This is a genomic window from Pseudoalteromonas sp. S1610, assembly GCF_005887465.1.
In the GTDB taxonomy this organism is placed as follows: Bacteria; Pseudomonadota; Gammaproteobacteria; order Enterobacterales; family Alteromonadaceae; genus Pseudoalteromonas; species Pseudoalteromonas undina.
The window spans coordinates 1-25011 of sequence record NZ_PNDI01000032.1 but is presented as its reverse complement, the minus strand read 5'-3'; the positions used below and the strand labels follow the sequence as shown (position 1 = coordinate 25011).

24 protein-coding genes, 1 tRNA gene and 3 pseudogenes are annotated in these 25011 nt (G+C 38.5%); 12 read left to right on the top strand and 16 right to left on the bottom strand.

The window, feature by feature from the left end:
* Positions 1 to 64 precede the first annotated feature (64 nt).
* Both CWB77_RS12660 and CWB77_RS12655 read left to right on the top strand, forming a co-directional pair.
* Entirely contained in the window at positions 65 to 961 is an 897-nt protein-coding gene (locus CWB77_RS12660) for an efflux RND transporter periplasmic adaptor subunit (protein WP_002962254.1), read from the top strand.
* Positions 962 to 971: 10 nt separating this feature from the next.
* A complete protein-coding gene (locus CWB77_RS12655; protein ID WP_010557527.1) occupies positions 972 to 4100 on the top strand; it encodes an efflux RND transporter permease subunit in 3129 nt (1042 codons plus the stop codon).
* Positions 4101 to 4184: 84 nt separating this feature from the next.
* Here the strand turns inward: CWB77_RS12655 and CWB77_RS12650 are convergent, their stop codons facing one another.
* Both CWB77_RS12650 and CWB77_RS12645 read right to left on the bottom strand, forming a co-directional pair.
* On the bottom strand, positions 4185 to 5072 hold the full coding sequence (locus CWB77_RS12650) for a cation diffusion facilitator family transporter (protein WP_010557526.1): 888 nt from the start codon (positions 5070 to 5072) through the stop codon (positions 4185 to 4187).
* Positions 5059 to 5789: pseudogene (locus CWB77_RS12645) on the bottom strand (transglutaminase-like domain-containing protein). Before CWB77_RS12645 ends, CWB77_RS12650 begins: the two are co-directional and overlap by 14 nt.
* Before the next feature lie 78 nt (positions 5790 to 5867).
* Here CWB77_RS12645 and cadR point away from each other — a divergent pair.
* From cadR to CWB77_RS18790, 3 genes are all read left to right on the top strand, one after another.
* The gene (cadR, locus tag CWB77_RS12640) at positions 5868 to 6257 is read left to right on the top strand and encodes a Cd(II)/Pb(II)-responsive transcriptional regulator (RefSeq protein ID WP_002962247.1); all 390 of its coding nucleotides are present in this window, start codon (positions 5868 to 5870) and stop codon (positions 6255 to 6257) included.
* Between the two features lie 51 nt (positions 6258 to 6308).
* Complete coding sequence (locus CWB77_RS12635; protein ID WP_028834999.1) at positions 6309 to 6677, top strand: MerR family transcriptional regulator; 369 nt, start codon at positions 6309 to 6311, stop codon at positions 6675 to 6677.
* A 102-nt stretch (positions 6678 to 6779) separates the two neighbouring features.
* Positions 6780 to 7022 carry a MerC family mercury resistance protein gene (locus CWB77_RS18790; protein WP_327077832.1) on the top strand — a complete coding sequence of 81 codons (243 nt, stop codon included), beginning with the start codon at positions 6780 to 6782 and terminating at the stop codon, positions 7020 to 7022.
* Positions 7023 to 7337: 315 nt separating this feature from the next.
* Here CWB77_RS18790 and CWB77_RS12625 read toward each other — a convergent pair whose 3' ends face one another.
* From CWB77_RS12625 to CWB77_RS12590, 8 genes are all read right to left on the bottom strand, one after another.
* Positions 7338 to 8069 (bottom strand): MauE/DoxX family redox-associated membrane protein, encoded by a 732-nt coding sequence (locus CWB77_RS12625; protein ID WP_002963060.1) that lies wholly within the window; start codon positions 8067 to 8069, stop codon positions 7338 to 7340.
* A 24-nt stretch (positions 8070 to 8093) separates the two neighbouring features.
* Positions 8094 to 8606: a DUF305 domain-containing protein gene (locus tag CWB77_RS12620; protein ID WP_010388415.1), complete on the bottom strand. Its 513-nt coding sequence runs from the start codon at positions 8604 to 8606 to the stop codon at positions 8094 to 8096.
* Between the two features lie 133 nt (positions 8607 to 8739).
* Positions 8740 to 9258, bottom strand: coding sequence for a DUF411 domain-containing protein (locus CWB77_RS12615; RefSeq protein ID WP_002963058.1), 519 nt, complete (start codon positions 9256 to 9258; stop codon positions 8740 to 8742).
* A 10-nt stretch (positions 9259 to 9268) separates the two neighbouring features.
* On the bottom strand, positions 9269 to 9757 hold the full coding sequence (locus CWB77_RS12610) for a YybH family protein (protein WP_010558007.1): 489 nt from the start codon (positions 9755 to 9757) through the stop codon (positions 9269 to 9271).
* A gap of 22 nt (positions 9758 to 9779) precedes the next feature.
* The gene (locus CWB77_RS12605) at positions 9780 to 10688 is read right to left on the bottom strand and encodes a CopD family protein (protein ID WP_010558008.1); all 909 of its coding nucleotides are present in this window, start codon (positions 10686 to 10688) and stop codon (positions 9780 to 9782) included.
* Between the two features lie 11 nt (positions 10689 to 10699).
* Entirely contained in the window at positions 10700 to 11107 is a 408-nt protein-coding gene (locus CWB77_RS12600) for a copper resistance CopC family protein (RefSeq protein ID WP_010558009.1), read from the bottom strand.
* Positions 11108 to 11129: 22 nt separating this feature from the next.
* Positions 11130 to 11993, bottom strand: coding sequence for a copper resistance protein B (locus CWB77_RS12595; protein ID WP_002963237.1), 864 nt, complete (start codon positions 11991 to 11993; stop codon positions 11130 to 11132).
* Positions 11990 to 13813 carry a copper resistance system multicopper oxidase gene (locus tag CWB77_RS12590; protein WP_010558010.1) on the bottom strand — a complete coding sequence of 608 codons (1824 nt, stop codon included), beginning with the start codon at positions 13811 to 13813 and terminating at the stop codon, positions 11990 to 11992. The genes CWB77_RS12595 and CWB77_RS12590 overlap by 4 nt, the downstream gene beginning before the upstream one ends.
* 166 nt (positions 13814 to 13979) lie before the next feature.
* Here CWB77_RS12590 and CWB77_RS12585 point away from each other — a divergent pair, with 166 nt between their 5' ends.
* Positions 13980 to 14666, top strand: a complete 687-nt coding sequence (locus CWB77_RS12585) for a heavy metal response regulator transcription factor (protein ID WP_010388408.1) — start codon at positions 13980 to 13982, stop codon at positions 14664 to 14666.
* Positions 14656 to 16053 (top strand): heavy metal sensor histidine kinase, encoded by a 1398-nt coding sequence (locus CWB77_RS12580; RefSeq protein WP_010558011.1) that lies wholly within the window; start codon positions 14656 to 14658, stop codon positions 16051 to 16053. The genes CWB77_RS12585 and CWB77_RS12580 overlap by 11 nt, the downstream gene beginning before the upstream one ends.
* 503 nt (positions 16054 to 16556) lie before the next feature.
* On the opposite strand, the gene CWB77_RS12575 is transcribed toward CWB77_RS12580, so the two are convergent.
* Entirely contained in the window at positions 16557 to 17381 is an 825-nt protein-coding gene (locus CWB77_RS12575; RefSeq protein WP_138623007.1) for a Cthe_2314 family HEPN domain-containing protein, read from the bottom strand.
* Position 17382: 1 nt separating this feature from the next.
* Entirely contained in the window at positions 17383 to 18609 is a 1227-nt protein-coding gene (locus CWB77_RS12570; protein ID WP_171043272.1) for a DUF3644 domain-containing protein, read from the bottom strand.
* 238 nt (positions 18610 to 18847) lie between these two features.
* Here CWB77_RS12570 and CWB77_RS12565 point away from each other — a divergent pair.
* Positions 18848 to 19078, top strand: a pseudogene (locus CWB77_RS12565) (iron-sulfur binding domain-containing protein); the annotation flags it as partial.
* Positions 19079 to 19191: 113 nt separating this feature from the next.
* On the opposite strand, the gene CWB77_RS12560 reads toward CWB77_RS12565, so the two are convergent.
* Positions 19192 to 19743, bottom strand: a complete 552-nt coding sequence (locus CWB77_RS12560; RefSeq protein ID WP_249931437.1) for a GNAT family N-acetyltransferase — start codon at positions 19741 to 19743, stop codon at positions 19192 to 19194.
* Positions 19743 to 19916: a hypothetical protein gene (locus tag CWB77_RS18435; protein WP_171043271.1), complete on the bottom strand. Its 174-nt coding sequence runs from the start codon at positions 19914 to 19916 to the stop codon at positions 19743 to 19745. The genes CWB77_RS12560 and CWB77_RS18435 overlap by 1 nt, the downstream gene beginning before the upstream one ends.
* Before the next feature lie 189 nt (positions 19917 to 20105).
* Here CWB77_RS18435 and CWB77_RS12555 point away from each other — a divergent pair.
* From CWB77_RS12555 to gloA, 4 genes and pseudogenes are all read left to right on the top strand, one after another.
* A pseudogene (locus CWB77_RS12555) lies at positions 20106 to 20339 on the top strand (endonuclease III); the annotation flags it as partial.
* A 221-nt stretch (positions 20340 to 20560) separates the two neighbouring features.
* Positions 20561 to 22471 carry an aminotransferase class V-fold PLP-dependent enzyme gene (locus CWB77_RS12550; protein ID WP_138623003.1) on the top strand — a complete coding sequence of 637 codons (1911 nt, stop codon included), beginning with the start codon at positions 20561 to 20563 and terminating at the stop codon, positions 22469 to 22471.
* A 119-nt stretch (positions 22472 to 22590) separates the two neighbouring features.
* The gene (locus tag CWB77_RS12545) at positions 22591 to 23622 is read left to right on the top strand and encodes a serine hydrolase domain-containing protein (RefSeq protein ID WP_138623001.1); all 1032 of its coding nucleotides are present in this window, start codon (positions 22591 to 22593) and stop codon (positions 23620 to 23622) included.
* Positions 23623 to 23676: 54 nt separating this feature from the next.
* On the top strand, positions 23677 to 24078 hold the full coding sequence (gloA, locus tag CWB77_RS12540; protein ID WP_138622999.1) for a lactoylglutathione lyase: 402 nt from the start codon (positions 23677 to 23679) through the stop codon (positions 24076 to 24078).
* Between the two features lie 89 nt (positions 24079 to 24167).
* Here the strand turns inward: gloA and CWB77_RS12535 are convergent, their stop codons facing one another.
* Both CWB77_RS12535 and CWB77_RS12530 read right to left on the bottom strand, forming a co-directional pair.
* Complete coding sequence (locus CWB77_RS12535; RefSeq protein WP_008115225.1) at positions 24168 to 24434, bottom strand: DksA/TraR family C4-type zinc finger protein; 267 nt, start codon at positions 24432 to 24434, stop codon at positions 24168 to 24170.
* 320 nt (positions 24435 to 24754) lie between these two features.
* Positions 24755 to 24830: transfer RNA gene (locus CWB77_RS12530), tRNA-Glu, on the bottom strand.
* Between the last annotated feature and the right edge of the window lie 181 nt (positions 24831 to 25011).

The following is a 25011-nucleotide window of genomic DNA, read 5'->3' as shown; positions in this document are numbered from 1 at the left end:
ATCACTTTAAGTTTAATAACAATTTATTGATTCAGTGATTAACTGAATCGTTTAGGAATTCAAAATGAAAAACTATTTACTCGCACTATTGATTTTTATTGGGTATCTATCACCCATTCAAAGTGTTTTCGCTAGTGAAGATGAACATGAAGGCGAAGAAGGCATAAGCAAAATCGACAATAACATGGCAAAAAAGGTTGGTGTTGAAACAGCCTATTTAGCTTCAAAAACGTTGAACCAAACTATCCCTGTATACGGCTCTACGACGATAGGCGCTGAACAATTATTTCAAGTTAGCGCTAGATATAACGGCGTTATAAAGACAATAAACTTCACTGTTGGTGATACGGTAAAAAAAGGCGATCTATTAGCCGTTATTGAATCTAATGAGAGCTTAAATACTTATAAAATAACATCGCCTGTTTCTGGGACTGTTTTACAGCGAAATGGAAATATTGGCGGTATCACGCAAAACACTAGCTTGTTTGAAATCGTCAAATTTGACACCTTGTGGGCTGAATTTAAGGTGTTTACCAGCCAATATAATCAAATCAAAGTCGGTCAGCATGTTGATATTGAGCAAGGTGAACACGCATTCAGTTCAGTCATCACTAATATTATTCCAGCTAAAGATCAGCCTTATGTTTTAGCACGGGTACGATTAAACAACACTGAGTTAAAGCTAACGTCAGGTCAATTATTAAAAGGCAACGTAAAGATAAACCAATTTGAGGTGGATTTAGCGGTCGAGAAAGTTGCCATACAAGAGCTAGGTGGACAATTAGGTGTCTTTGTAAAAGAAAATGAAGAGTACGAGTTTGCACCACTTGTCCTTGGTCGTTCAGACAAAAACTATATCGAGGTCATTGATGGCCTCAGTAAAGACGCTGAATATGTAAACAAAAACAGTTATCTGATTAAAGCAGATATCTTGAAATCTGAAGTAGAAGACGACGATTAGGAGACGCAATATGATTGAATCAATTTTGCGTCTTGCAATAAATAGGCGCTATTTAGTATTAAGCTTGCTGATGGTAATCATCGGCGTTGGTATGTGGAGTTATCAAAAACTTCCCATTGATGCTGTTCCAGATATAACAAACGTACAGGTACAAATAAATACCTCTGCCCCCGGTTATTCACCTTTAGAAGCGGAGCAAAGGGTAACTTTTCCAGTAGAAAACGCATTAGCTGGACTACCAAAGCTGTCTCACACCCGCTCTCTTTCAAGATATGGTTTATCCCAGGTGACCGTTATCTTTGAAGAGGGAACCGATATTTATTTCGCACGCAACTTAATCAATGCAAGATTAGCTGCGATAAAAGGCGTTATTCCCTCTGGCTTAGAGCCAGAGATGGGTCCTATTTCCACAGGGCTTGGTGAAATATTTATGTATACCGTACAAGCTTCTCCTGACGCTAAAATGCCTAATGGAGAGCCTTATACCGCTATTGCCTTAAGAGAAATACAAGACTGGATCATTAAACCGCAATTGGCTCAAGTTAAAGGCGTCATTGAGGTCAACAGCATCGGCGGCTATAACAAGCAGTATCATATAACGCCGAAACCCGAAAAATTACTTTTTCATCAGGTAAGCTTTGAAGACGTTTCTGATGCATTACGTAAAAATAATGATAACCGTGGCGCGGGTTATATTGAGCAAAACGGACAACAAGTGTTAGTGCGCTCCATCGGGCAACTTGCGACAATGGATGAAATCCTCAATGTCATCATCAAAAAGAACGATGGTATTCCTGTAAAAATAAGTGATGTTGCCAATGTTGCTATAGGCAAAGAACTTAGAACAGGGGCTGCTACTCGTAATGGCATTGAGACAGTGCTTGGTACAACCATGATGCTGATTGGTGAGAATTCTCGCACCGTTGCTTTAGAAGTGGAACATAAGCTCAGCGAAATACAAAAATCTCTGCCAAAGGGCATTACCGCAGAGCCTGTTTACGACAGAACAACGTTAGTAGATAAAGCGATTGCAACCGTTACCAAAAACCTCGTTGAAGGTGCGCTTTTAGTTATTGTTGTGTTATTTATTCTACTTGGAAATTTACGTGCAGCTCTCATTACCGCTGCTGTTATCCCTATTTCCATGTTAATGACAATCACAGGTATGGTGCAAGCAGGAGTATCTGCCAATTTAATGAGTCTCGGCGCATTGGACTTTGGCTTGATAGTGGACGGGGCTGTAATCATCGTTGAAAACTCTGTCCGTAGGTTAGCACAGGCCCAACACAACGGTCATAGGCAAGACTTAAGAGAACGCCTAAATACCGTTTTTGAAGCCACTTCAGAAGTGATACGTCCAAGCTTGTTTGGTGTGGCAATTATCACTGTTGTTTACATCCCCATTTTCACGCTAACTGGCGTTGAAGGGAAAATGTTCCACCCTATGGCGGCAACTGTCGTTATGGCGTTAATTTCCGCAATGATCCTTTCAGTTACACTGGTTCCTGCTGCTGTAGCTGTGTTTATGAAAGGTAAAATCAGCGAAAAAGAAAGTGTAGTTATTCGTTCAACCAAGTCTATTTATGAACCATTGTTAAAAATGGCGATGAAATTTCGTTGGATTATTGTTTCATTCTCAACGCTGTTAATGGGGTATAGCCTTTGGTTAGCAACTACGCTTGGGACAGAATTTGTTCCTCAATTAAATGAAGGTGATATTGCACTACAGGCATTAAGAATTCCATCGACTGGCCTAGAGCAATCAGTAGAAATGCAAGAAGTACTTGAGCAACGTATTAAAGCGTTTCCTGAAGTTGATAAAGTATTCTCGCGCATTGGCACACCAGAAGTAGCAACCGACCCAATGCCACCGAGTATTGCTGATATCTTTGTTATTTTAAAACCACGTAAAGAATGGGCCGAACCTTCAAAACCAAAAAGTGAATTAGTTGAAGAAATGGAAAAAGTACTGAAAAACATTCCAGGCAACAACTATGAATTCACTCAGCCTATTCAAATGCGTTTCAATGAATTGATTTCTGGCGTTAGAGCTGATGTCGGCATCAAAATATTTGGTGATGATTTGGATCGGTTATTACTTACCGCAAAAGATATTCTAAATATTGTGAAAACCGTGGATGGTGCCGCTGATGCTCGAATGGAACAGGTCACAGGTGTTCCATCTTTATCAGTAATTCCTAAACGAGAAGCGCTTGGTAGGTATGGATTGAACGTTACCGAATTGCAAGACTGGGTTGCCACTGCGATTGGCGGTGAATCTGCGGGGATCATTTATGAAGGTGACAGACGGTTTGAGTTAGTTGTTCGCCTACCAGAGCAAATAAGAACGGATATCGATAGCTTGAAGCATCTGCCGCTTCCACTTGAGAATGGTAACTATGTGCCAATTGAAGAAGTTGCAGAGCTTAAATCAGAGTCTTTACCCGCGCAGATTAGCCGAGAGAACGGAAAAAGAAGAGTTGTGGTTACCGTCAATGTTCGTGGTAGAGATTTAGGCGGTTTTGTAAAAGAAGTTAAAGCTAAAATTAATCAGGAAGGAGAAATTCCAGCAGGATACTGGCTTGATTATGGTGGAACGTTTGAACAACTAGAATCAGCAAGTAAGCGATTAAGCCTAGTTGTACCGATAACATTGGTTGTTATCCTAGGTATTTTGATTATAGCATTTGGTTCATTAAAAGATGCATTAATCATTTTCAGTGGCGTGCCTTTAGCATTAACAGGGGGCGTATTTTCACTTTATTTAAGAGACATGCCCTTATCAATTTCGGCAGGTGTCGGCTTCATTGCATTGTCAGGTGTCGCAGTATTAAATGGCTTGGTTATGTTGGCTTTTATTCGAGATCTTTGGCATGAAAAAGGCGACCTATACGTAGCGATCATTGAAGGCGCCATCATTCGTTTAAGACCTATTTTAATGACGGCACTGGTCGCAAGTTTAGGTTTTATTCCAATGGCGTTAAACACTGGAATTGGTGCAGAAGTACAACGACCACTAGCAACAGTTGTTATCGGCGGTATTGTATCTTCTACCATTTTAACTTTGTTTGTATTGCCTATTTTATATCAATGGGCGCATGGCGCTGAGAGTAACAAACAGCAATCCGACGAAATCTAAAAGCAAAAAAGCAGCTTAATTACTAAGTTATGCCTAATTAAGCTGCTTTTTATATTGTATGCTCCAAAATTTTATTGATAAAACTTACTCTGCTTCATCCCTACAATTTTCATTTAAAAACTCAAACTCTATCGTCGTATGCGATAAATGATAGGAAGATAATTTAGCTGCAACCTCTTGTTTAAGCTTAATTAATTCTTTAACGTCAAAGTTGTCACTCAGCTCAAGGTGCGCTGTTAAAACGTGACTTTCACCATCCAGTGACCAAAAATGCATATGGTGTATACCATTTACTTCAGGAAATTCATTTAATGACTGCTTAATACGCTCTTGGGTCTCTTTATCGGGTGCAGCTTGAAGAAAAAGCACCAATGTTGATTTAAGATTTTTGAAAACGTTAAATAAGATAAACAGCGTAAACCCTATTGATAATAGAGGATCTAATATCGGCAGTTCAACGAACAACAATACAATAGAGACTATAAGAACGGCAACCCAACCGAGTACATCTTCAAGTAGGTGCCATGTCAGCACTTTTTCATTTAGTGTTTCACCCGCTTTTAATTTGAATACCGCATAACCATTTACGGCAACACCGAGTATGGCTAGCCCTAACATCCCCTCAACTACAGGCATTTCAGGATTGGACAGCTTAGGTATTGCTTCAAATAAAACCCAAATAGAGCCGATAATCAAAACAATACTATTTACCAATGCACCAAAAAGTGTAAGTCGGCGATAACCATAGCTGAATTTGTCTGATGCTTCTTTATCTGAAAAACGACTTAAAATCCACGCAAAACCTATTGAAAGACTATCACCAAGATCGTGAACGGCATCCGCCATTATCGCCGTACTGTTTGTGAGCCAACCACCTATAAATTCGATAATGGTAAATATCACATTAAGGAAAAATGCCCAACCAATCCGGTCGTCTTTACCATGCTGATGACTGTGACTATGGTTGTGCATTTTGTACCTCCAGTACTTTTTTATTTCTTATTTTTGATACATTCATATTAATCAAATGTCGGATCACTCGTTGATACAACCAACGTTTTACACCTGATAGATTAGTACCTTTTTCGAGATAGAACTTATCTGGTGAATCATAAAGCCCAAAGTCGTCATGAATACCTTCTTTTTGAATATAGGTATCCTCTCCACGCCAATCCGTACCGGGTGAAGATAAGCACTTTGTTGCAACACCATAACCACAAAACTCATCTTTTGCTTGGCTAAATTTCTGCTGTAGTGAGCTTAAGTATTGCTCATCCAATATAAAGCCCTCTAAGTTTATCCAACGCCCTTCAAAGTAAACTTCTACCCAACTATGAATGATGTATTTAGGTGCTAACCAAAATACAAGCTTGGGATAGCACCTTTTTATAGTTGCTGATCAATGGTAAAACCTTGGAAACGACACTGGATACCTAGTCCACGCAATAGTGCCATTAACAGATTACCCTTAGTATTACATTGTCCATAACCATCTGCTAGCACATCGCTTGCTGAAATATCATCACTCTTGTTATAGCCAAACATTATTTCATCTTTTACAAACTGATAAGCGGCACCAATTTTGTTGAAATTATCCAAATTTTTCCACCCTCGTTGATCGATCAGGGATTGGATATCTTTGTGTTCAAAATTAACGATATTCGTATTGTTTAAATATTTCTCAGTCATTTTTATATATCCCTTTCGTTGCATACCTATACTATAGATCCTATAGTAACTATAGAGTCAAATGTCTGGGGGAAATTGATGAAAATAGGCGAATTGTCAAAAAAATCGGGCTGTTCAATACAAACGATTAGATATTATGAAAGAGAAGGATTACTGTTAAATCCAAACCGTTCAGAAGGTAATTTCAGGCTGTATGATAGTAAAGCACTTAAACAATTGGAATTCGTAAAGCATTGTCGCAGCCTAGATATATCACTCAATGATATTAAACGTCTTATCGAATTAAAAAATAAGCCAGAAGAAAGCTGCTCTAGCGTTAATGCATTAATTGATCAGCAACTTGCACTAGTGAATAAACGTATGAAAGAATTAAGGGCGCTTAAAGCTGAATTACAACAGATGGCAAGTGCTTGTGGTTCAGACAATACAATTGAAGCGTGCGGCATCATCAAATCATTGGATAGCTAAACTAAATATAACTTTAGATTAGTAGTATTCACAAAGGCAATAATGTAAACCATTGGCAAATTAGCACAATCATTAAATTTAAATGTAGAAACCATTCGTTTTTATGAACGAGAAGGGCTGATTACACAACCTGAAAAACCAATATCTGGTTATAGACAATATGACGAAACAATAGCAGGACAACTTAGGTTTATCACAAAAGCCAAAGCGCTCGGCTTTACGTTAAGAGAAATAAAATCGCTAATGTCTATGGACAGCAACTGCACTCAAGTTGAGCTATTAAGCCGACAAAAGTTAGCAATCATTCGAGACAAAATTAATGACCTTCAACGTTTAGAGAAAGTAATTGTGGATATGACAAATACCTGTATGCAAAACGAAGATCCAACACATTGCCCCATAATTGATTCATTAAAATGATTGACTCCGTACTTATATACGGAGTTTAGAATGATGGTAATATCAACCAATAGACTTTCAAATGATAAATAAAATATTAGACAGAGTAGGCTCTAGTGGCGTTTGGCTAGCGGCACGGCCTGCTTCCCTGCATTAAGGTCACTTGCATCGGCATTAGGACTAGGCTTCTTCTCTCACTTCGAAGGAATAGCTGTAAATACGCTTTTACCTATTTTTGCATCTTTGGAACTATTGGTAAACTTATACAACTGGCACAAAAATAAAAACCATACCAGAGCTGTCTTCAGCATTCTAGGGCCTGTAGCAGTGCTATTAACGCTTTATCCTCTTTGGCTATATGATTGAAGCACATACCTATTTTACTTTGGTATTTGCTTAATGGTCGTTATGTCGGTTTTGGATATCGTAAAACCAGTAAGGGAGCAAACATGCAACGTATGGCTAATTGCCGTCGTTGAAACGATTAACGGTCAATGTCTGCTTTTCGCTCATAGCAGTCTGCCTGATGAAGTCTAAACTTATTCACTTAAACTGTGAGATCTGATATGAGCTAGTACAGCTGATATGCTATTTACGACAAAGTCGCTCGGTAATTAGAGCGACATAATCCCTTGGTAATCACACTAGTACATCATCATGTTTTTAAATTAAAGCTGTTATTTACCTAACAAACATCCAAATACCGGCAGCTATCATAAATAAGTTTTCTGTTAGAGAGATAAACCCTAGTGGTACGTTACTGTCACCGCCTACACACGCACATTTTAACTCTCGTTTATCTATATAGACTGCTTTTATCACTGAAACAGCACCAACCCCACCTATGAATAATGAAATAGGGGCAATAATATAGGCTGGTAATCCGGCTATCATTCCAATGCCAACAAATGCTTCTAAAAATGGGTAGACATAAGCGTACCTGACTACTTTCATAGCGACTAAGTCATAGGTTATAAATGAATTAGTAAAGCTAAATAAGTCTTGAAGCTTTTGTATTGCTAACACTGCCATTGTTAGGGCTACAAACAGTTCAGCGGTTTGCATTGATAATAAGCTATTATCCGATGCAAAACTAAATGCCACACTAAGCAAAAAACTAACCGAAAAAATCGCAATCACGGGCGTGTAAGTTGTACCTTCTTGGGCTGCTTGTGGCTTATTAAAGTAATCACGTAAATCGTCGTAGCCACCTATACGTTTATTATCAATAAATGCTTGAGGTGTAGTTTCTACACTGTGTTGTTTTTTAAATTCATCTGTTTGCTCTCGAGAAGTTAAAAGCTGATCATCAACTGTATATCCCTCTCGCTCTAGTAGGTCTTTTGATTTTAAACCAAACGGACAAATATGCTCATCTGTTGCCATTCTAAAAAGTTGGGCTGATTTACTCATGCTTTACTCCTTATGTTATGCGGTTTATTTATTTGAATTGAAATCTGGAACAGCTCTTAATTGTGCTTGAGCATTGGTTTGTGCAATGCCGTTTTGCTCTATATCTTTTAGGAGCCATTGCATTTCTTTTATTTCTCGCTCTTGGGCTTCAATTATATTTGTAGCAAGCTTTTGAACGCGTTTATCTTTGATTTTTGCCCTGTCACTGGTGAGTATGGCAATTGAATGATGTGGGATCATCGCCGACATCCATGAGCTATCATCAACAGTCACTTGTGAGCGAACTAAAAATAAACTTCCTGCAAATACGGCAACACTAGCAATGAGTACTGTTATATTTTTCTTTTTATCTTTATACATATTGAGCATGAAAAGTAGCATTATCACTGCCATCGTGGCTCCCATATAAAGCGCCATATAAGTACGAGTTTCACTAAAATAAACATGACTAAGTTGGTAGGTGTTCAAATACATCAATACAAACATGGTTATTGTGGATGTTGCTATCATTAAAAAAAATTTTGAATAGTGTGACATTGTATTGCTCCTTAAAAGTTTTGTATTTTGTTTTTACATGTGAGTAATTTTTACACTATCAAGCTCACAAATCAGTGTTTCCTGTTGTGTAAAATGGGTATTTAACAATTAAATCAAAAATTATGCCGTTAGGCTAAAATTGCTCGCTGGATTTACTTATGTATCTGTAGGTTTCTTCATTTGAGTTGTCAGTGAGTAGTTCAATATTATATTTGTGAAATATACCCTCCATTTCCATTCCGGGAGTGCCAATAGGCATGGCTGGTACACTTAAGCCTGTAATGTGCGGAGCGTGTTGCCCAGATAAAAACTGTTTTATATGTTTAACGGGAACATGACCTTCAAATACAAATCCATCGGCTGACACGGCTGTATGGCATGAGCGCATATTAGGTTTTATTTGATACTGAGATTTAATCGACCCCATGTCATTAACGTTAATTGCTTTTGTTTGAATATTGTTTTCACTCAAATGAGCAATCCACTTATTACAACATCCACAATTTTTACTTTTATAAACGGTAAGCTCAATTTCAGGTTTTTCTGAATTTTCATAGATTATTGATGTTTTATGCTGTTTTTCGATACTCATTGCCGAAAATGACATAGTTAATGATAAAAAAAACGCTGAGGTAATGTAGATTACTCGCATTGTTAACTCCTTAATTAGACCAGTGAATATGAGTGATTTTCCAACCTGTATCGGTGTTTTTTAATGTGATTGATTCCATTCCCATAGACTTAATATCTTTTCCTTTGTACTTTCCTTGAGTTTTACTTCTTGAAATTGAGTAAGCTATGTCTCCATTTGTGTAAACTTGATGCTCTAGTAGTTCACTATTAACAGCACTTAAGAATTTCATATCCGCTATCATATGATGTTTCGCGTATTCATCTGCAGAACGCTCAACACTTCCGCCTTCAAAAATGATGACATCGTCGGCCAGTAATTTACGTGCAGCTTCGCGATTACCTTGTTTTAGATATGCATGAAATAGGCTGACTGTTTTTGCAGCCTCGCTATCAACATTGACAAAGGCCTTGCCTTTTTTTGAATATTTTTCATCGTCATGTGCACTAACAGTAAAAGAACTAACAGTGCTAAAAATTAGTAGCAATAAAATTTTTAAATTAAAGGATTTAATTAACATACGTTTCCCTTTTTATTAATCGTTAAATAGGCGGACCAACAAGTGTGGTAAATACACTTGTTGTAATAAGTACAAACAGGGCAATTACTATTTCAACAGTAATCGAGCGTTTTAATATACTTATATGGTGTTGTTGAGTGATTTGCGGGACTAAAAAAAGCTTATGCCATGCACCTAGTAACAGCATCGCGCTGACGAGTAACAGCTTTAATAAAATTAGTTGCCCATAATTTGATGTAAACAATGCAGAAAATGACTCTAGGTACTGCAGGAGCAGAGTTAAGCCCGAAATAAGTAGTACAAATACAATAACAATAGCGAGTTGACCAAAGTAATGCATTAACCGCTTTACTTCACTGGTAGGTAGTAAAGTGCAGCTTTTGTAAAGCGGCCACAATGACCCTAACCAGCTCGCAATGGCAATAAGGTGAAAGGTTAAAATACTTTTCACTAACCCATTTTCATTTGCACTGTGCCCAGTAAAAGTGAAGCTATAAGCGATAAACCCAAGCATGATTAGTATAACGGCAACGTTTTTATAACCTGCTACGTTATCATCTGATTCCACACTCCACATACATGCGCTAATTAGAGCAATAATGAGCGCTGGTATTCTAAACGTTGCTTGGTCACCTATGACTGATTGCCAAACAATTTCAAGCATAAAGGGGTCAAACATTCCCATAAAGCCTGATTCAGCCATTGCTCCAGCTTCTATTGGTACTTGTAAAAGTGCAGCAATACTACCTGTAACTACACACGTAATTTGCCAACGTTTTAAGAACTGATAAAAGCTAATTAAGTGATGCCCTGCAACATTGCTGTTGCCACACATAAAGCGCATTAATAAAGTGCCCGCAAGCCCTGCAATTGCGATATAGCTTGCTAGTTTTAATAATAGTAAGAGTACTGACCATTCACTTAATTGCATTATGTTGCTACTTAATGATTATGTTTGCTGTGGGTATTAGATTGTTCTTGCATCATCTTATGCGATTCACTTTTGTGTACCATAAATCTAAACGTGTCGGTCATTTTATGTCCATCACCACCCAGTGCTGTCCATTTAACCGTGTAAGTGCCTTGGACTAAGCTCGGCAATGACCAACTAAAGTCTGTGCTTGGGGTAGAGCTTGGTTTGAAATCAAAGTTTATTGATTTATTTTTTTCATCTTTGATGATGACTTTTGCTAGCCTTACTTCACCACCAAAAGTTAACGAAAGTTGCTCTGGGCTTTTCATTAACATGGCTTCTTGCGCAGGTGTTGATTGCTTGAGTGATATATGCGCTGATGCGGAAAATGTAAGTACTAAACCTAAAATAGCTACTGCAGAATTAAAAAACTTCATAATTACCTCTTATTTAAAATGATTAAAACCAAAATTTAATACCCGTAACAAATGCGGTGTTGTTGCTACTTTGTCCACTTGATGTGGCATAGTCGGCGGTATTGCCAAATTTATTGCTCCATTCAACGCCAATATAGGGCGCAAACTGGCGTGTAAATTCATAACGAACCCTAAAGCCAATCGCGCTGCTTGATAGGCCACTTCCAAGTTCGTTTTGTTTATCGTTTTTGCCATAAAGTGTAATTTCGGCTCGCGGTTGTATAATTAGCTTTTGCGTGAGTAATAGTTCGTACTCTGCCTCTAACGTAAATGCGGTATTGCCTCGCTCACCTACGTATGCTGTCATATCAAGTTCAAACCAATAAGGGGCTAAACCTTGTAAGCCAAAAGCCAACCATTGCCGATTTTCACCTTCTTTATTGTAATCAAGACGAACACCTGCTTGAGTATCCCAATATGCTGATACGGCGTGACCCCATAAAATATCGGTTTGGTTTTCTTCAATACTTCCTTCGCTGAAATCACCCTCGGTTTTAATTACCAATCGATCAAAGGTAGTGCCGTACCATGCTTGTAAGTCAAATACACCTGCGTTTGCTTGCTCGTTATATTCAAGACGATCGCCTAGTAATGCGTAAAATGGATGCTCATCAGCGAGTGTTAATCGCTCATTGCCCTCAAGCGCATATGGGCCTTCTGTTAAAGTTGTTCCCGCAGAGTAAGCATGGGGGTCTCTTGCATCTTTAGGTGCACTTCCTCCTTGTGGTTGCATCTTAGCGCTATTCATTTGTGCCATTTCACTTTGCGCTAATAAAGGGAAACTAATTAATGAAGCCCCTGTTAACATTAATAAACCTAATGATTTAGATAGTTTTAATTGTTTCATGATACGACTACCTCTCTAAACATACCGGCATCCATATGGAATAATAAATGGCAATGCCAAGCCCAGCGACCTACATCGTGAGGGGTGGTTAAAAAGCTGATTCTTTGTGCGGGTTGAACAGGTATCGTATGACGTCGCACTTGCACATCACCTTGCTCGTTTTCTAAATCACTCCACATACCATGCAAATGCATAGGGTGCGTCATCATGGTATCGTTTTGTAAAATAACTCTTAAACGTTGGTTATGCTTCATATGCACTGGCGTGCTTTTACCAAATTCTAAGCCATCAAATGACCAGCTATAACGCTCCATGTTTCCGGTTAAATGCAGCTCAATTTCAGCTTCTGGCTCTTGCTGGTTAGTGATCCCTTCAAGTGAGTGTAAATCTGCAAGTGTTAAAACACGACGACCATTTTTACGTAAACCAATACCAGGATCATCAAGATTTGTTCTAGGCATATCAACGCGCATATCAACTGAAGCTCCATACTCCGTTTTTGCATGACGCACTTTAGAGCTGGCAACCGCTAATGGGTTTTCAGACATACCATGTTTGCTATGATCCATCGCCATTGCACCGTGGCCCATAGCGCTATGATCCATTTCTTTAGAGTTCATACCTGACATGCCTGCCATACCAGCCATTGCAGAGTGCTCACCGCCGTGGGTCATATTGCCCATCATATCGGTCATCGTTAACCATTCAACAGGGTCAAGTGCAGGTACTGGCGCATCAATATTAGGCGAGCTTGATAAAGTTCCTTTTGCGTAACCAGAGCGATCCATACTTTGAGCAAAAATCGTATAGGCATCATTTTTAGGCTCAACAATTACGTCGTAGGTTTCACCAGGGCCGAATCTAAATTCATCAACTGTCACTGGTTCAACGTTTTGCCCATCTGCTTGTACAACCGTTAGTTTTAACTCGGGGATACGCACGTCAAAAAAGCTATTACTAGAGCCATTAATAAACCTTAACCTAAGCTTTTCACCGACTTTAAATAATCCACGCCAGTTTGCCATTGGAGTACTACCGTTCATTAAAAAAGTCATTGCTGATGCAGATAAATCAGCTAAATCTGTAGGATTCATTCTCATTTGATTCCACATTTTGCGGCGTTGCAAAGCATTCGAAACACCGCTATTTGAAACGTCATCAAAAAATTCTGGAACAGTGGGCTGATTGAAGTTAAATACATCACTCTGTATTTTTAATTTGCGGAACAGCGCCATTGGGTCATCATCAGTCCAATCAGATAATTGAATAACATGCTCGTTATCTGCACTAATAATATCTTTTTCTCGCGGTTCAATAATTAATGCACCGTACATGCCAGTCATTTCTTGAAAGCCACTATGTGAGTGATACCAATATGTACCGCTTTGTTGTAATTTAAATTTATAAACAAAGGTTTCGCCAGGCATAATGCCTTTAAAACTGATACCAGGTACGCCATCCATTTGATACGGTAAAATAATGCCATGCCAATGAATTGAACTCGGTACTGATAACTTATTTGTTACTCTAATAGTAACGTCATCGCCTTCTTTGAGGCGCAAGGTAGGAGCGGGTATAGATCCATTGATAGTTGTCGCCATACGTACTACGCCAGTAAAGTTAACCGGCGATTCATCTATAACCAGATCAATTACTTCGCCGCTAAGTTCGGGCACAGTGCCTGTTATTGTTCCTGCTACTAAAGATGATGCAGCATGTAATACACTCGGAAAAGCAGCAAGTACACCTCCTGCAATTAAGCCTTGAACAAATCGTCTTCGTGGTGTGCTAACCTGTTGTGATGACTTTTTAAACCCCATTTCCTTACTCCTTCATAGCAGAATATGTATTGAGTATAGAAAATAGACCTGTCTTCAACATGACGCGAACATTACAAAGTTGTAATCTTGGTGTCATGTTGCTGTAGTGACAGATACTGCATAATATTTGCAGAGGTAGTTGTTAGGACTTTAATGAAGGAATTGTATGCGCTTATTAGTTGTTGAAGATGAAGCAAAAACGGGAGATTATTTAAAACAGGGACTAAGTGAAGCTGGTTTTCAGGTTTCTTTGGCGCGCAATGGTCTTGACGGTCATCACCTAGCAATGACCGAATTATTTGATGTAATAATACTTGATGTCATGTTACCTGACGTATCCGGTTGGAAAATTTTACAGTCGCTACGTGAAGCAGATAACAAAACCCCAGTACTATTTTTATCTGCTCGCGATAGCATAGACGATAGAGTAAAGGGGCTCGAACTTGGTGCTGATGACTATTTAATAAAGCCTTTTGCTTTTGCTGAAGTTTTAGCAAGAGTACGCACTCTTATTCGCCGTGGTGCAGTACAAACAGTTGACGATATACTGATCGTTGCTGATTTAGAAATGGATATTCCAAAGCGAAAAATACAACGTGCAGGCAAGCGTATTTTATTGAGTAATAAAGAGTTTAGCTTACTTGAACTATTGTTACGGCGCGAAGGTGAAGTACTGCCACGTTCGTTAATTGCTTCTCAAGTATGGGATATGAATTTTGATAGCGACACCAATGTGATTGATGTTGCCATTCGTAGGCTAAGAGCAAAAGTTGATGATGACTTTACTATTAAATTAATTCATACAGTTCGCGGTATGGGCTATAAATTAGAGGTTGAAACTGATGGCTATTAAGTCACGGCCTTTATCACTTACGATGCGTGTTGTGTTGTTTGTGGCTGTAACCGTTATTGCGTGCTTAACTTTAGTTGCCACCTTAATAAATAGTTCGATAAAACATCATTTTTTCCAGCAAGATAGTAGTGAACTGCATGTTATTAATCAATCTATTGAATTAGTTTTAAGACAACACTATAAATCAAACCTGAAATTTAAAAATGAATTATCTAACGCTGTAGCGGGTCATCACGGTGTTTACTATCAGGTAAATACCGCAAAAGGAGATCTCATTTTTCAAAGCTCTGAACGAGATTTTAGTGATTTTGTAATGAGTGCTAAGGTTTCAACTGGCTTTAACCGTAACAACATTACCTCATGGCAAAATGATACCCACACCTACCGAGCTCTGGTGAGTAATTTAAGTACTGAGCAACAGCAATACAAAATTACTACAGCGATAGACATGAGCTTTCATTTACACTTTCTCAATCAATTTCAACAAAGTCTTTGGGCTATTATGTTTGGCTCTGCGGTACTCATTTTATTGGTGGCTTGGTTTGCTATACATCAAGGATTGAACCCTTTACGAGGTTTGAGTCAGAAAATGCATGACATCCAAACTAATAAGATGGATGTAAGGCTTGATGAAAATAAAGTGCCTATTGAGCTTGTTAATATGGTGCAGTCGTTTAACTCGATGCTCGACAGGCTCCAAGGTGAATTTATTCGTTTATCAAATTTCTCTAGTGATATTGCGCATGAGTTACGTACTCCACTAACAAATATAATCACTCAAACACAGGTTGGTTTATCTAAAAAAAGACAGTTGTTAGAGTATCAAGAATTATTGTTTTCTAATCTAGAAGAGCTGGAACGACTAACTAAGATGGTTAGTGATATGCTTTGGCTTGCAAAAACTCAGAATGGACTGGTTAAACCCGTTCAAAATACTCTAAAAAGCCATGATGAAATTGAAGCATTATTTGAGTACTTTGATGCTTTGGCTGAAGACTCATTGATTACATTTAAGAAAAAAGGTCAAAACCTTTGTTTTTATTGTGACAAATTACACTTTCGCCAATTATTATCAAACCTCCTATCCAATGCAATAAGGTATGCCCCAAAAGGCTCATCAATCACAGTAAATAGTGAAATATTTACCGCTGATAAAATATGTATTTCAGTGATTAATACTGGGGAGAGAATACCTTCTGAGCATTTACCTTATTTATTTGACCGCTTTTATCGACCCGATAAATCGCGCCAACGACACAGCGATGGAGCTGGTTTAGGGCTTGCAATAGTTAAAGCTCTAGCGCAAGCAAACGGTGGAAATATAGAGGTCAGTTCAAATAATCAAACTACCAGCTTTAAAGTTTTTCTAAATTTAGCTAAAAGCTAATTATTAAATTTAATAACCCAATGTTTGCTTGTACCTCTAGACTTCCCAGCTTTCATTAAACACCGGTTTATAAACTTAAAGTACAAAACGGAAGTAAACTTCCGGTTTCTAACCCAATATTGCTATATTTCGGAAGCAAACTTCCGTTTATAGGAATTCAAAGGTAGTTATCGGAAATATACTTCTGTTTTTGAAAGCGTTGGCCTAGATAGCTATATGAGCCATTTTTCGGGGTCTTATTTGAGCGAAAAGCGGAGGGTCGGGTAAACTCGTTTTTGGACAATTGTGAGTTAGTGGCTTTGCTTGATTAGCGTTTTACGGGTTACTTTATGTTCGGCAAGGATTCTAATGGTCAAATCCACTAATCCTCTATAGTTCGAAGAATATTACTTTGAGAAACAGTTAAGCGCTTAATAAATCAATTAACTAACAAGCTGACACATCTCTGGCATTAATGGCAACAATCATAGTCGTGAATGCTCAACTAATTCTGGTTCAATAGATTAGTTTTGATAAAACTTACTGTTGTAGTATTCTGCTCGCTCTATCAAACCCAATGCGGCTTCGTTTATACCATCTCCGGCTTTCATCTTTCCAATAAATGTCTCTTTAAACATCGGATAAAGGTTTGAAAGTATTTCAGTGAGCGTTGCCGACAGAACAGTTACAACTTGATGGAAATCGACCTCTATCTCCGTGATAACATTTTTGTGTTCCGCTTCGAGAACCAATTCCTCGCCGTCCGGTCCAGTATGCTTGCCTGAACTTCCAAAAGCTTCCATTGCACTTGCCGCATAATAAAATTCTGGGAGGCTCCCCAAAGTTCTTCTCTCTCCCCGGTGAAAAAGTCTATCTCTTTCCTCTCGTAAATGTTTTCCCGCTTCAGCCACTTCATCTATTAGTTCTATTAACCTATTGTTAGTTATTATTTTTTCATTCCTAATTAACGCTTTTCTGGATACCTTACGCGGAGACAGGCCAACCTCACAAACCGATTCAATCAATAGAAATACGCAATCCCTAATCGACGTTACTCTACCTAACATGACATCTAGAATCGAACGCACCCAGTTGTAACGTGAAATATTTCCAAGTGGCGTTTCAACCGGAAGATTCGTCAGTGACAATAGTTGATAGATTGTTTCAAGTGACTTAAATGTATCGTTCAGGGCATTTGCCCTGTGATGGACGTGCAAAACGTAGTTCACGTCGGAAGGAGCTGTTACAATTTCAAAATCTCGAAAGCAGAGCGGTTGGTATAAGTCGTACACGACGCCGATGAATAGGCATCCATCTAGAGTCTCACTATCAAACTTTATTTCTGACATATCAGCGCTTGTTCCTAAGTTGGCTGCGTCTAAATTCCTTAGCAGATTCCAGCCACTTGGGTTGCTTTAAATTGTCCACAAACCATCTAATGAATTTTTCAGAATAGCGAGGTCTCCCATCAATCACCCAACGCATATCTGACTTTGTCTGATTATTAATTTTGTGTTTATTCAGCACGGCCTGAAAAGCGCCACTCTTGATTGAAGTGGTTGCCTGCCGTTTGTTTATTTCGTCAAGGGCCTCGTTCGTATGGTAGGGGTGTGTAGCATCTGGATCTTTAGTCTTCGTGATGATAATAGCTCCTTCACCGGCATCACCCACACTAAGTGACAGATCGCTTTCATCTTCCCGCTTAACAAGCGCAAGCCTGTAGTCAACCGGGATTGAGAACTCTGTAGAATCAACCGTCTTCGATGTTTCGTCAAAGCGTTGAATGAATTTCGATACTGATTGAGCAGCATGCTTACCATACAACTTTTGAATCAATGCTACTTCTGGAGCGGGGCCATCTACAACCAAACTCAGCATACCCACACTTTGCCCGGCAAGAGGGGCATTACCCATTTCATTCCTATAACGTGTTTGATAGTTCAGAACGGTTGCTTGAAAAAGCCGGGACAATTGTGGCTGTAATTCTGGTATCAGCAGATGGATGGCGTGGTCACGTAAATCAATAATCGTCTCTAAATTGATTCTGACAGGATCTTTTTCTTGCAGCCTCCTTTTAACCGCATCTGAAATGGATATACTTTTATCCCCATCATAAAAGATTTTTTCATACCCTTCAGCCTTGAGTATTTCTGCTTTAAGTAGCAGTTCCCAAGCATTGACCATCATGATTGCGAAGGCCTCAACACGATTTTTCATACTTGGTCGGTTATATACCTCCAGCGCTAAAGTAAACGCATCGAGGCTCCGACTAACCAGCTTATCGTGAAACTGCTCTTCCGGTTTTTTTTGCTTAGCTTTCGATGACTGACTCATTACGGAAAGGAACTCGTCATTTGATAAGGCGCTTAACCCTTCAATTCGGTATTTGGCACGTGAATCAGCATGAAAAATGTACTTATCAAGCAACTTCTCATTAATGTACTTGTTGATGGAGTTTTTACTATACGTGGTGCGTTGGGCTACCATCTCAGCGGTAAAGGTAGTGCCGTTTTCTTCAAACTCCCTTAAAACATCAGCCAAAGCGAGCTGGTTATTATTCCTTGCCAATTTATTCATATCCTTCTGTAGATCTTGATAGAAGCAAGTTGTTGGTATGCCTCTTGAATAATAGACACTTTTCAGTATTACTAAAATTAAGTCAAGAGGCAAGTACCAACTAAAGCTAGTTCAGTCATGCGAAACACGGAAAGGGGCAAAAAGTGAGTTAGAGCCGACTATATATGGCACAAATCAACCTAGCCTTGTGCAATTAGACATATTTTATATCTACCTTTATTACCCTCCGGCTAGCCCTGTAGGAGTAGACACCCATATCGACCGCGTATCAAACCTTACTAAGTTTGCTATGGGTAAAGACGTGGTTGCGGTTAAGCAAAAACTCGAAAAAGTGATCACCAAAGAATTTAAAGTAGACGTACACCACTGGCTCATACTGCACGGACGTTACACCTGTGTTGCCCGTAAACCAAAATGTGGCAGCTGTATTATTGAAGACTTGTGTGAGTTCAAGAATAAAACTGAATAATGTTTATTCTTTTTTGAGCCAATAAGTAAACTTTAAGTTTTTATCTTTGCTGCTGTTTGCATGCATTATTTAACTGCTAACGACTAACTAATTACATTAAAATGACGGTATTCTTATTCAATTTTTAGTACTTCGATTTTAAGTAAAGAAAACAATAAATTTCCTAAAAAATGCTTGTACATAGCTTCTATTTCTTCTTGAGATATAGTTCCACCACGTATAAGGACTTCTTGCCGCTCAGCTGGCTCTTTTATGATAAACCCGGTAGAACTGAACCCATTTTTTTCATAAAACGCTTTGCGCTTAACTCTTTGTTGATAGTTTTCTGTCTTTTCATCAAGCTCCTCAATAGTGAGTACTATTCTTTTATTTGAATGCTTTTCATTCATAGAATCCATTACTTTGCTTCCGTAACCACTTGAGCGGAGCAATTCAGATATAGCAAAAAACTTTACACAGATAATTTGTTTATATTCTTTAGTGTAGAGAAAACCAACCCATTTATTATGATCATAAATAACATCAAAGCCATTTTTTCCATTCCTCATTCTGTATTTAACAAGCCATTCTGGTAGTCTGTGAACTTTTGGAAAAGCTTCGAAAAAAAGGTCTATAACTTTTGAATAGTTAAAATCATGTTTGTTAAGTGGGCGAAAAGTGATCATCATATTAACCCTGCAAGCCAATCAACAGTTAACATAGTGGTAAAAACCTTTAATCCAATCAAACCGAAAAATATGAATATAAATGTAACTTTAATTTTTTTACTTTTTATATTATTCCAAGATAGAAGTTTTGCTTGAAATTCACTTTTTAGCTCATCAATATCCTCTTTCATACATAATTCCCTATCTCGTGCTGTAATTATATTAACTACAACACAGTTAATATGAGTTACCAAATTAACTTTGTAACTAAAAGTTCCGATGAAGCCTAATGAAAACACAAGATCTTTGCTCTTTAAAGTTGAAACTATCAACATTTTGAAAGCTAATTACATCTGCCTTTCTTATATTTAAATTTGCAGACAATCGCTGTAGACACGCATATTTTCTATGTTTCTAACCGTACTAAGCTGGCTATGGGTAAAGACGTGGTTTCGGTTGAGCAAAAACTAGAAAAAGTGATCCCCAAAGAATTTAGAGTCGATGTACACAATTGGCTAATATTACATGGGCGTTATACTTGCATAGCGCGAAAACCTAAATGCGGCAGCTGTATTAGTGAAGACTTGTGTGAGTTTAAAGATAAAACTGAGTAGCCATATGGCGAGTGTTCTTCTACCAATACAATCTATTTCTTAATGCAGGTGCCAGACTTAGGCACCTTGACTTTTCTATAGTGCAAATTAATTAAATAAACGCTTATACCTGCACCCTTGCGAAAAGCAATTATTGGAACATTTTCAAAGTATTAATTTCACAAGTCTTAATCCTTTAGTTATGCTGTTGAGCATTATGAAATTTTATTGCGAGAATTCCTATGCTACCTATACTTCGTATCTTGTTAATTGAGCAAGATCCAGTCACCTTACAAGAGCTTTCAACGAATCTATCGAAGACCATTGTCAATTTTGAGCGAGATGATATTCATATCGATATTATTGAGCGTCTTGAGTTAAAACAAGCGTTGGACATTGTAGAGGAAGATGGTGATATTCAGGCCGTGGTGCTTAGCTGGGATTTGCAAAATAAGGTTGGCGAACGCACTTATAGTCGCTTTATCGAGCAGTTAAAAGGGATCCGCCTTGAGCTGCCTGTTTATGTTATTGGCGATGATACGAAGGGGCTAGAAATCGTTAATGAGTCTGAGGAGATTGAGTCATTCTTCTTTAAAGATGAGGTAATCTCAGACCCTGAAGCAATTTTAGGTTATATGATTAACGATTTCGATGATCGCTCAGAAACCCCATTTTGGACGGCATATCGCCGATATGTTGGTGAGTCGAATGATTCATGGCACACTCCAGGACATAGTGGCGGTTCTAGCTTTAGAAATTCTCCTTATATTAAAGATTTTTATCAGTTTTATGGCCGTAATGTGTTTGTGGGCGATCTATCGGTGTCAGTCGATTCGTTAGGCTCATTATCAGATAGCACCAATACCATTGGCCGTGCCCAAGAGTCAGCAGCGGCAACGTTTGAAGTGAAACATACCTATTTTGTTACCAACGGGTCATCTACCTCAAATAAAATCATCTTGCAGACACTGCTTCGCAAGGGCGATAAAGTGATTATTGACCGTAATTGTCATAAATCTGTGCACTACGGCATTTTGCAATCAGCCAGTTTACCCATTTATTTGTCGAGTATTTTAAATCCTAAATATGGCATTTTTGCGCCGCCGTCGTTGGCCGATATAAAACAAGCGATAGAACAAAATACCGATGCAAAATTACTGGTTCTCACTGGTTGTACTTACGATGGTCTGCTAAGCGACCTCAAACAGGTAGTAGAATTTGCTCATCAGCATGGTATTAAGGTGTTTATCGACGAAGCGTGGTTTGCTTACTCGCTGTTTCATCCAAGCTTACGTTACTATTCCGCCATTCATGCTGGCGCTGATTATGTTACTCATTCAGCGCATAAAGTGGTATCGGCGTTTTCTCAGGCGTCTTATATTCATGTTAACGATCCTGATTTCGATGCTGATTTCTTTCGCGAGATTTACAGTATTTATGCCAGTACATCGCCGAAATATCAGCTTATCGCGTCGCTTGATGTGTGCCAAAAGCAATTGGAGATGGAAGGCTATAAGTTACTCAATGCTTTGTTGAACCATGTGGAAGAATTTAAACAACAGATGGCTTCACTCAAACAAATTAAAGTACTTGGTAAACAAGATTTTATGGAAATATTTCCACACTTTAGTGGTGATAACATGGGTCACGATCCGCTAAAAATTCTCATCGACATTAGCGAATTACCTTATTCGTTAAAGGATATTCATAAATACCTGCTGGATGAAATTGGCTTAGAAATAGAAAAATACACCCACAGTACCATTTTGGTATTACTCACCCTTGGCGGCACGCGCTCAAAAATAATTCGTCTTTATAATGCGCTCAAAAAACTCGACAGCGGTAAAGTGAAGTTGTCAAAATCGACGCGACGATCTCGCTTGCCTGAAAACCTACCAGCCATAGACTTAGCATGTATTCCAAGTGATGCTTTTTATGGCGAGCGCGAATCTGTGCCTATCGGTAAAAGTAACAACCGTATTTGTGCCGGTTTAGTTACCCCCTATCCGCCAGGTATTCCGCTTTTGGTGCCTGGGCAGCATATTACTGAGGAACATATAGAGTACCTTAAAGAGCTAGCAGGACAAGGTTTGACGATTCAAGGGAGTTTCGATGGTGAAATCTATGTTCTTAAGGGCAAAGTTAATAAGTAAAAATATACTTTAATACAGTCAAACTCCCCATAACTAAACAGCAATATCACATGATATTGCTGTTTAGTAGAGTAAAAAGCTGATCCTCACACTCCAAAAATAAATGAAGCCAGAATGCAATGATACAATTGAAGAACAAAAAAGCGCTTACACTTCTGCGGATTGCAGCTCTCATTGTTACTCTTACTAGCATATACATTTTTGCCCCTTGGCAGTTTGCTTTATATTACTTTCACCCACTGCCCGCTAACGTTCAAGCACAAACACAAGAGGCTATTGAACAAGGAATTGATGGCATTATTGTTTATATTCATAAACAAGGACAGCAACCTGAATATTTTGCAAATGGTTGGCATGATCGAGAGCAAAAAATACCCGCATACCCTAATGCACTTTTTAAAATTGGCAGCATTCGAAAGTTATATGATGCAGCAGCTTTAACTAAGCTTGCAGCCATTGGACGTATTGAAATAGATAAAACACTGGCTGATTATCTTCCATCATTAATTGGGCGCATTGAAAACGCAGATAAAATTACATTGCGAATGATGGTAAAACACAAAAGTGGCATACCCAATTACACAGACACCGATAATTTTGATTGGTCAATCACCTACCCTGATCCACTTGCATTAGTGCTCGATGAACCCGCGGACTTTAGCCCTGATGCTGATTATGGCTATTCTAATACTAATTATTTGTTGCTGAGAAAAATTATGTCTAACGTACTGGGTTATGATCATAACCAATATATTAAAGATGAAATTTTAACGCCACTGGGCCTAACGAACACGTTTTCATCAGTGCATGAAATAAATTTAGTAGATTTGATGAGTGGTTACTACGTAGGTTATGAGAATGATTTTAAAGCACTCGATCAAGGCTATGTGGCTACCGCACAAGATATAGGCGACTTTCTTATTGCTTTAAACAAAGGCGCTTTTTTCGACGAACAAGAGCAAGCTTTGTATACATCGCTTTATAAGTATGAACACACGGGTTGGGTATTAGGGTATTCAAGCATTGCTCGTTATTATAAGGATATCGATACAGTCGTTGTACAGTTTATAAATACTAATGGCGATGATACTGTGATGCTCACAGAAATAATTTATAATCGGATTATTGATATTTTAACAGCGCAGCGGTAGTCGTTATAAAATGGCTGCGTTATCAAAATTTATGTGAATTTTAAGAGGGTTTAAATGCGTTTACTACACACCATGTTACGGGTTGCTGATCTAGATAAATCAACTGCGTTTTATACTCAAGTGCTCGGTATGAAAGAGTTGCGCCGTGCTGATAACGAAGAGTACCGCTACACCCTCGCTTTTTTAGGCTACGGTGATGAAACTGACACGACAGTACTTGAACTGACCTATAACTGGGATACCGACAGCTACGATTTAGGTAATGCCTATGGTCATATCGCCATTGAGTTTGATGATATTTATAAAGCCTGTGAAGATATTAAGGGCGCTGGTGGTAACGTTAGCCGTGAACCAGGACCAGTAAAGGGTGGTACAACAGAAATTGCGTTTGTAAAAGATCCAGATGGCTACTCAATTGAACTTATTCAGAAAAAAGAGAACATGAATAAATTTTAGTAAATTTATTTAATAGGTTTACTAACCCCTTTTTAATTATCTAAGCTCAACTCTGATACGATATTAAAAAAGGTGCTGTATGCACCTTTTTATCGTAATTGACTGTCTTTACTGCCACGCCGATTAAGCCCTTTTGAAAGCCCGCCTTTACCTTCTAGGTCAGCTTGGCAGCTTACACAATACTTAACCCCAGGTACCGCAAGTCTTCGTGCCTGTGGTATTGGTTCATCACATTCTTCACATAGCTCGGCACTGGCTCCAGAAACTAAATTACTTCTAGCATACTGCACAGCGTCATTAACGCTTGCGTCAATTTGTTCTTGAATTGCACCATCGCGTGCCCATCCACTTGCCATATAACCTCCTATTTATTTGGACGTTTATATGTACCCTAACATAGGCGAAGTATATTTAAGCTGAATATAAAGAAAGGAAAGAAACTAATAATATATAGGAGTTATTATATTAAATTATTTAATTTTGAGATTTTAACTTCACTGGATAGTTTTGAAGTAGTGATGGAAATGCAGGTAAACTGATTTTAGATACTTTTTATTAAAAGCTATATTACTAATGAATAGTAGGTGGCATACCAAGAGATTTTTCACTCTTTATCATTTTGCGGATAGAGAGTGTGGCAGTCACACTGCTTTATAGATTACTTAAAATAAGTAAGTGGCGTCCCCAAGGGGATTCGAACCCCTGTTACCGCCGTGAAAGGGCGGTGTCCTAGGCCTCTAGACGATGGGGACGCAGAAATTGGTTTGCAAATCACTGATTTGCTATTTCTGCGTAAGATGAGCCGAGCCTGCGAGGCGAATGGCATTATCTTCTCAGAAACATTTTCTGTGTCACTAGGACAACTGAATAGTTTAGACTCGATTCAGACGAGCTTTAATAACACTACCCTACTATATAATAGTAAGTGGCGTC

Excerpts from the sequence above, each read along its gene's own strand:
- CWB77_RS12660 (WP_002962254.1), top strand. The coding sequence starts at position 65 with ATGAAAAACTATTTACTCGCACTATTGATTTTTATTGGGTATCTATCA.
- CWB77_RS12655 (WP_010557527.1), top strand. The coding sequence starts at position 972 with ATGATTGAATCAATTTTGCGTCTTGCAATAAATAGGCGCTATTTAGTA.
- CWB77_RS12650 (WP_010557526.1), bottom strand. The coding sequence starts at position 5,072 with ATGCACAACCATAGTCACAGTCATCAGCATGGTAAAGACGACCGGATT.
- cadR (WP_002962247.1), top strand. The coding sequence starts at position 5,868 with ATGAAAATAGGCGAATTGTCAAAAAAATCGGGCTGTTCAATACAAACG.
- CWB77_RS12625 (WP_002963060.1), bottom strand. The coding sequence starts at position 8,069 with ATGAGTAAATCAGCCCAACTTTTTAGAATGGCAACAGATGAGCATATT.
- CWB77_RS12620 (WP_010388415.1), bottom strand. The coding sequence starts at position 8,606 with ATGTCACACTATTCAAAATTTTTTTTAATGATAGCAACATCCACAATA.
- CWB77_RS12615 (WP_002963058.1), bottom strand. The coding sequence starts at position 9,258 with ATGCGAGTAATCTACATTACCTCAGCGTTTTTTTTATCATTAACTATG.
- CWB77_RS12610 (WP_010558007.1), bottom strand. The coding sequence starts at position 9,757 with ATGTTAATTAAATCCTTTAATTTAAAAATTTTATTGCTACTAATTTTT.
- CWB77_RS12605 (WP_010558008.1), bottom strand. The coding sequence starts at position 10,688 with ATGCAATTAAGTGAATGGTCAGTACTCTTACTATTATTAAAACTAGCA.
- CWB77_RS12600 (WP_010558009.1), bottom strand. The coding sequence starts at position 11,107 with ATGAAGTTTTTTAATTCTGCAGTAGCTATTTTAGGTTTAGTACTTACA.
- CWB77_RS12595 (WP_002963237.1), bottom strand. The coding sequence starts at position 11,993 with ATGAAACAATTAAAACTATCTAAATCATTAGGTTTATTAATGTTAACA.
- CWB77_RS12590 (WP_010558010.1), bottom strand. The coding sequence starts at position 13,813 with ATGGGGTTTAAAAAGTCATCACAACAGGTTAGCACACCACGAAGACGA.
- CWB77_RS12585 (WP_010388408.1), top strand. The coding sequence starts at position 13,980 with ATGCGCTTATTAGTTGTTGAAGATGAAGCAAAAACGGGAGATTATTTA.
- CWB77_RS12580 (WP_010558011.1), top strand. The coding sequence starts at position 14,656 with ATGGCTATTAAGTCACGGCCTTTATCACTTACGATGCGTGTTGTGTTG.
- CWB77_RS12575 (WP_138623007.1), bottom strand. The coding sequence starts at position 17,381 with ATGTCAGAAATAAAGTTTGATAGTGAGACTCTAGATGGATGCCTATTC.
- CWB77_RS12570 (WP_171043272.1), bottom strand. The coding sequence starts at position 18,609 with ATGAATAAATTGGCAAGGAATAATAACCAGCTCGCTTTGGCTGATGTT.
- CWB77_RS12560 (WP_249931437.1), bottom strand. The coding sequence starts at position 19,743 with ATGATCACTTTTCGCCCACTTAACAAACATGATTTTAACTATTCAAAA.
- CWB77_RS18435 (WP_171043271.1), bottom strand. The coding sequence starts at position 19,916 with ATGAAAGAGGATATTGATGAGCTAAAAAGTGAATTTCAAGCAAAACTT.
- CWB77_RS12550 (WP_138623003.1), top strand. The coding sequence starts at position 20,561 with ATGCTACCTATACTTCGTATCTTGTTAATTGAGCAAGATCCAGTCACC.
- CWB77_RS12545 (WP_138623001.1), top strand. The coding sequence starts at position 22,591 with ATGATACAATTGAAGAACAAAAAAGCGCTTACACTTCTGCGGATTGCA.
- gloA (WP_138622999.1), top strand. The coding sequence starts at position 23,677 with ATGCGTTTACTACACACCATGTTACGGGTTGCTGATCTAGATAAATCA.
- CWB77_RS12535 (WP_008115225.1), bottom strand. The coding sequence starts at position 24,434 with ATGGCAAGTGGATGGGCACGCGATGGTGCAATTCAAGAACAAATTGAC.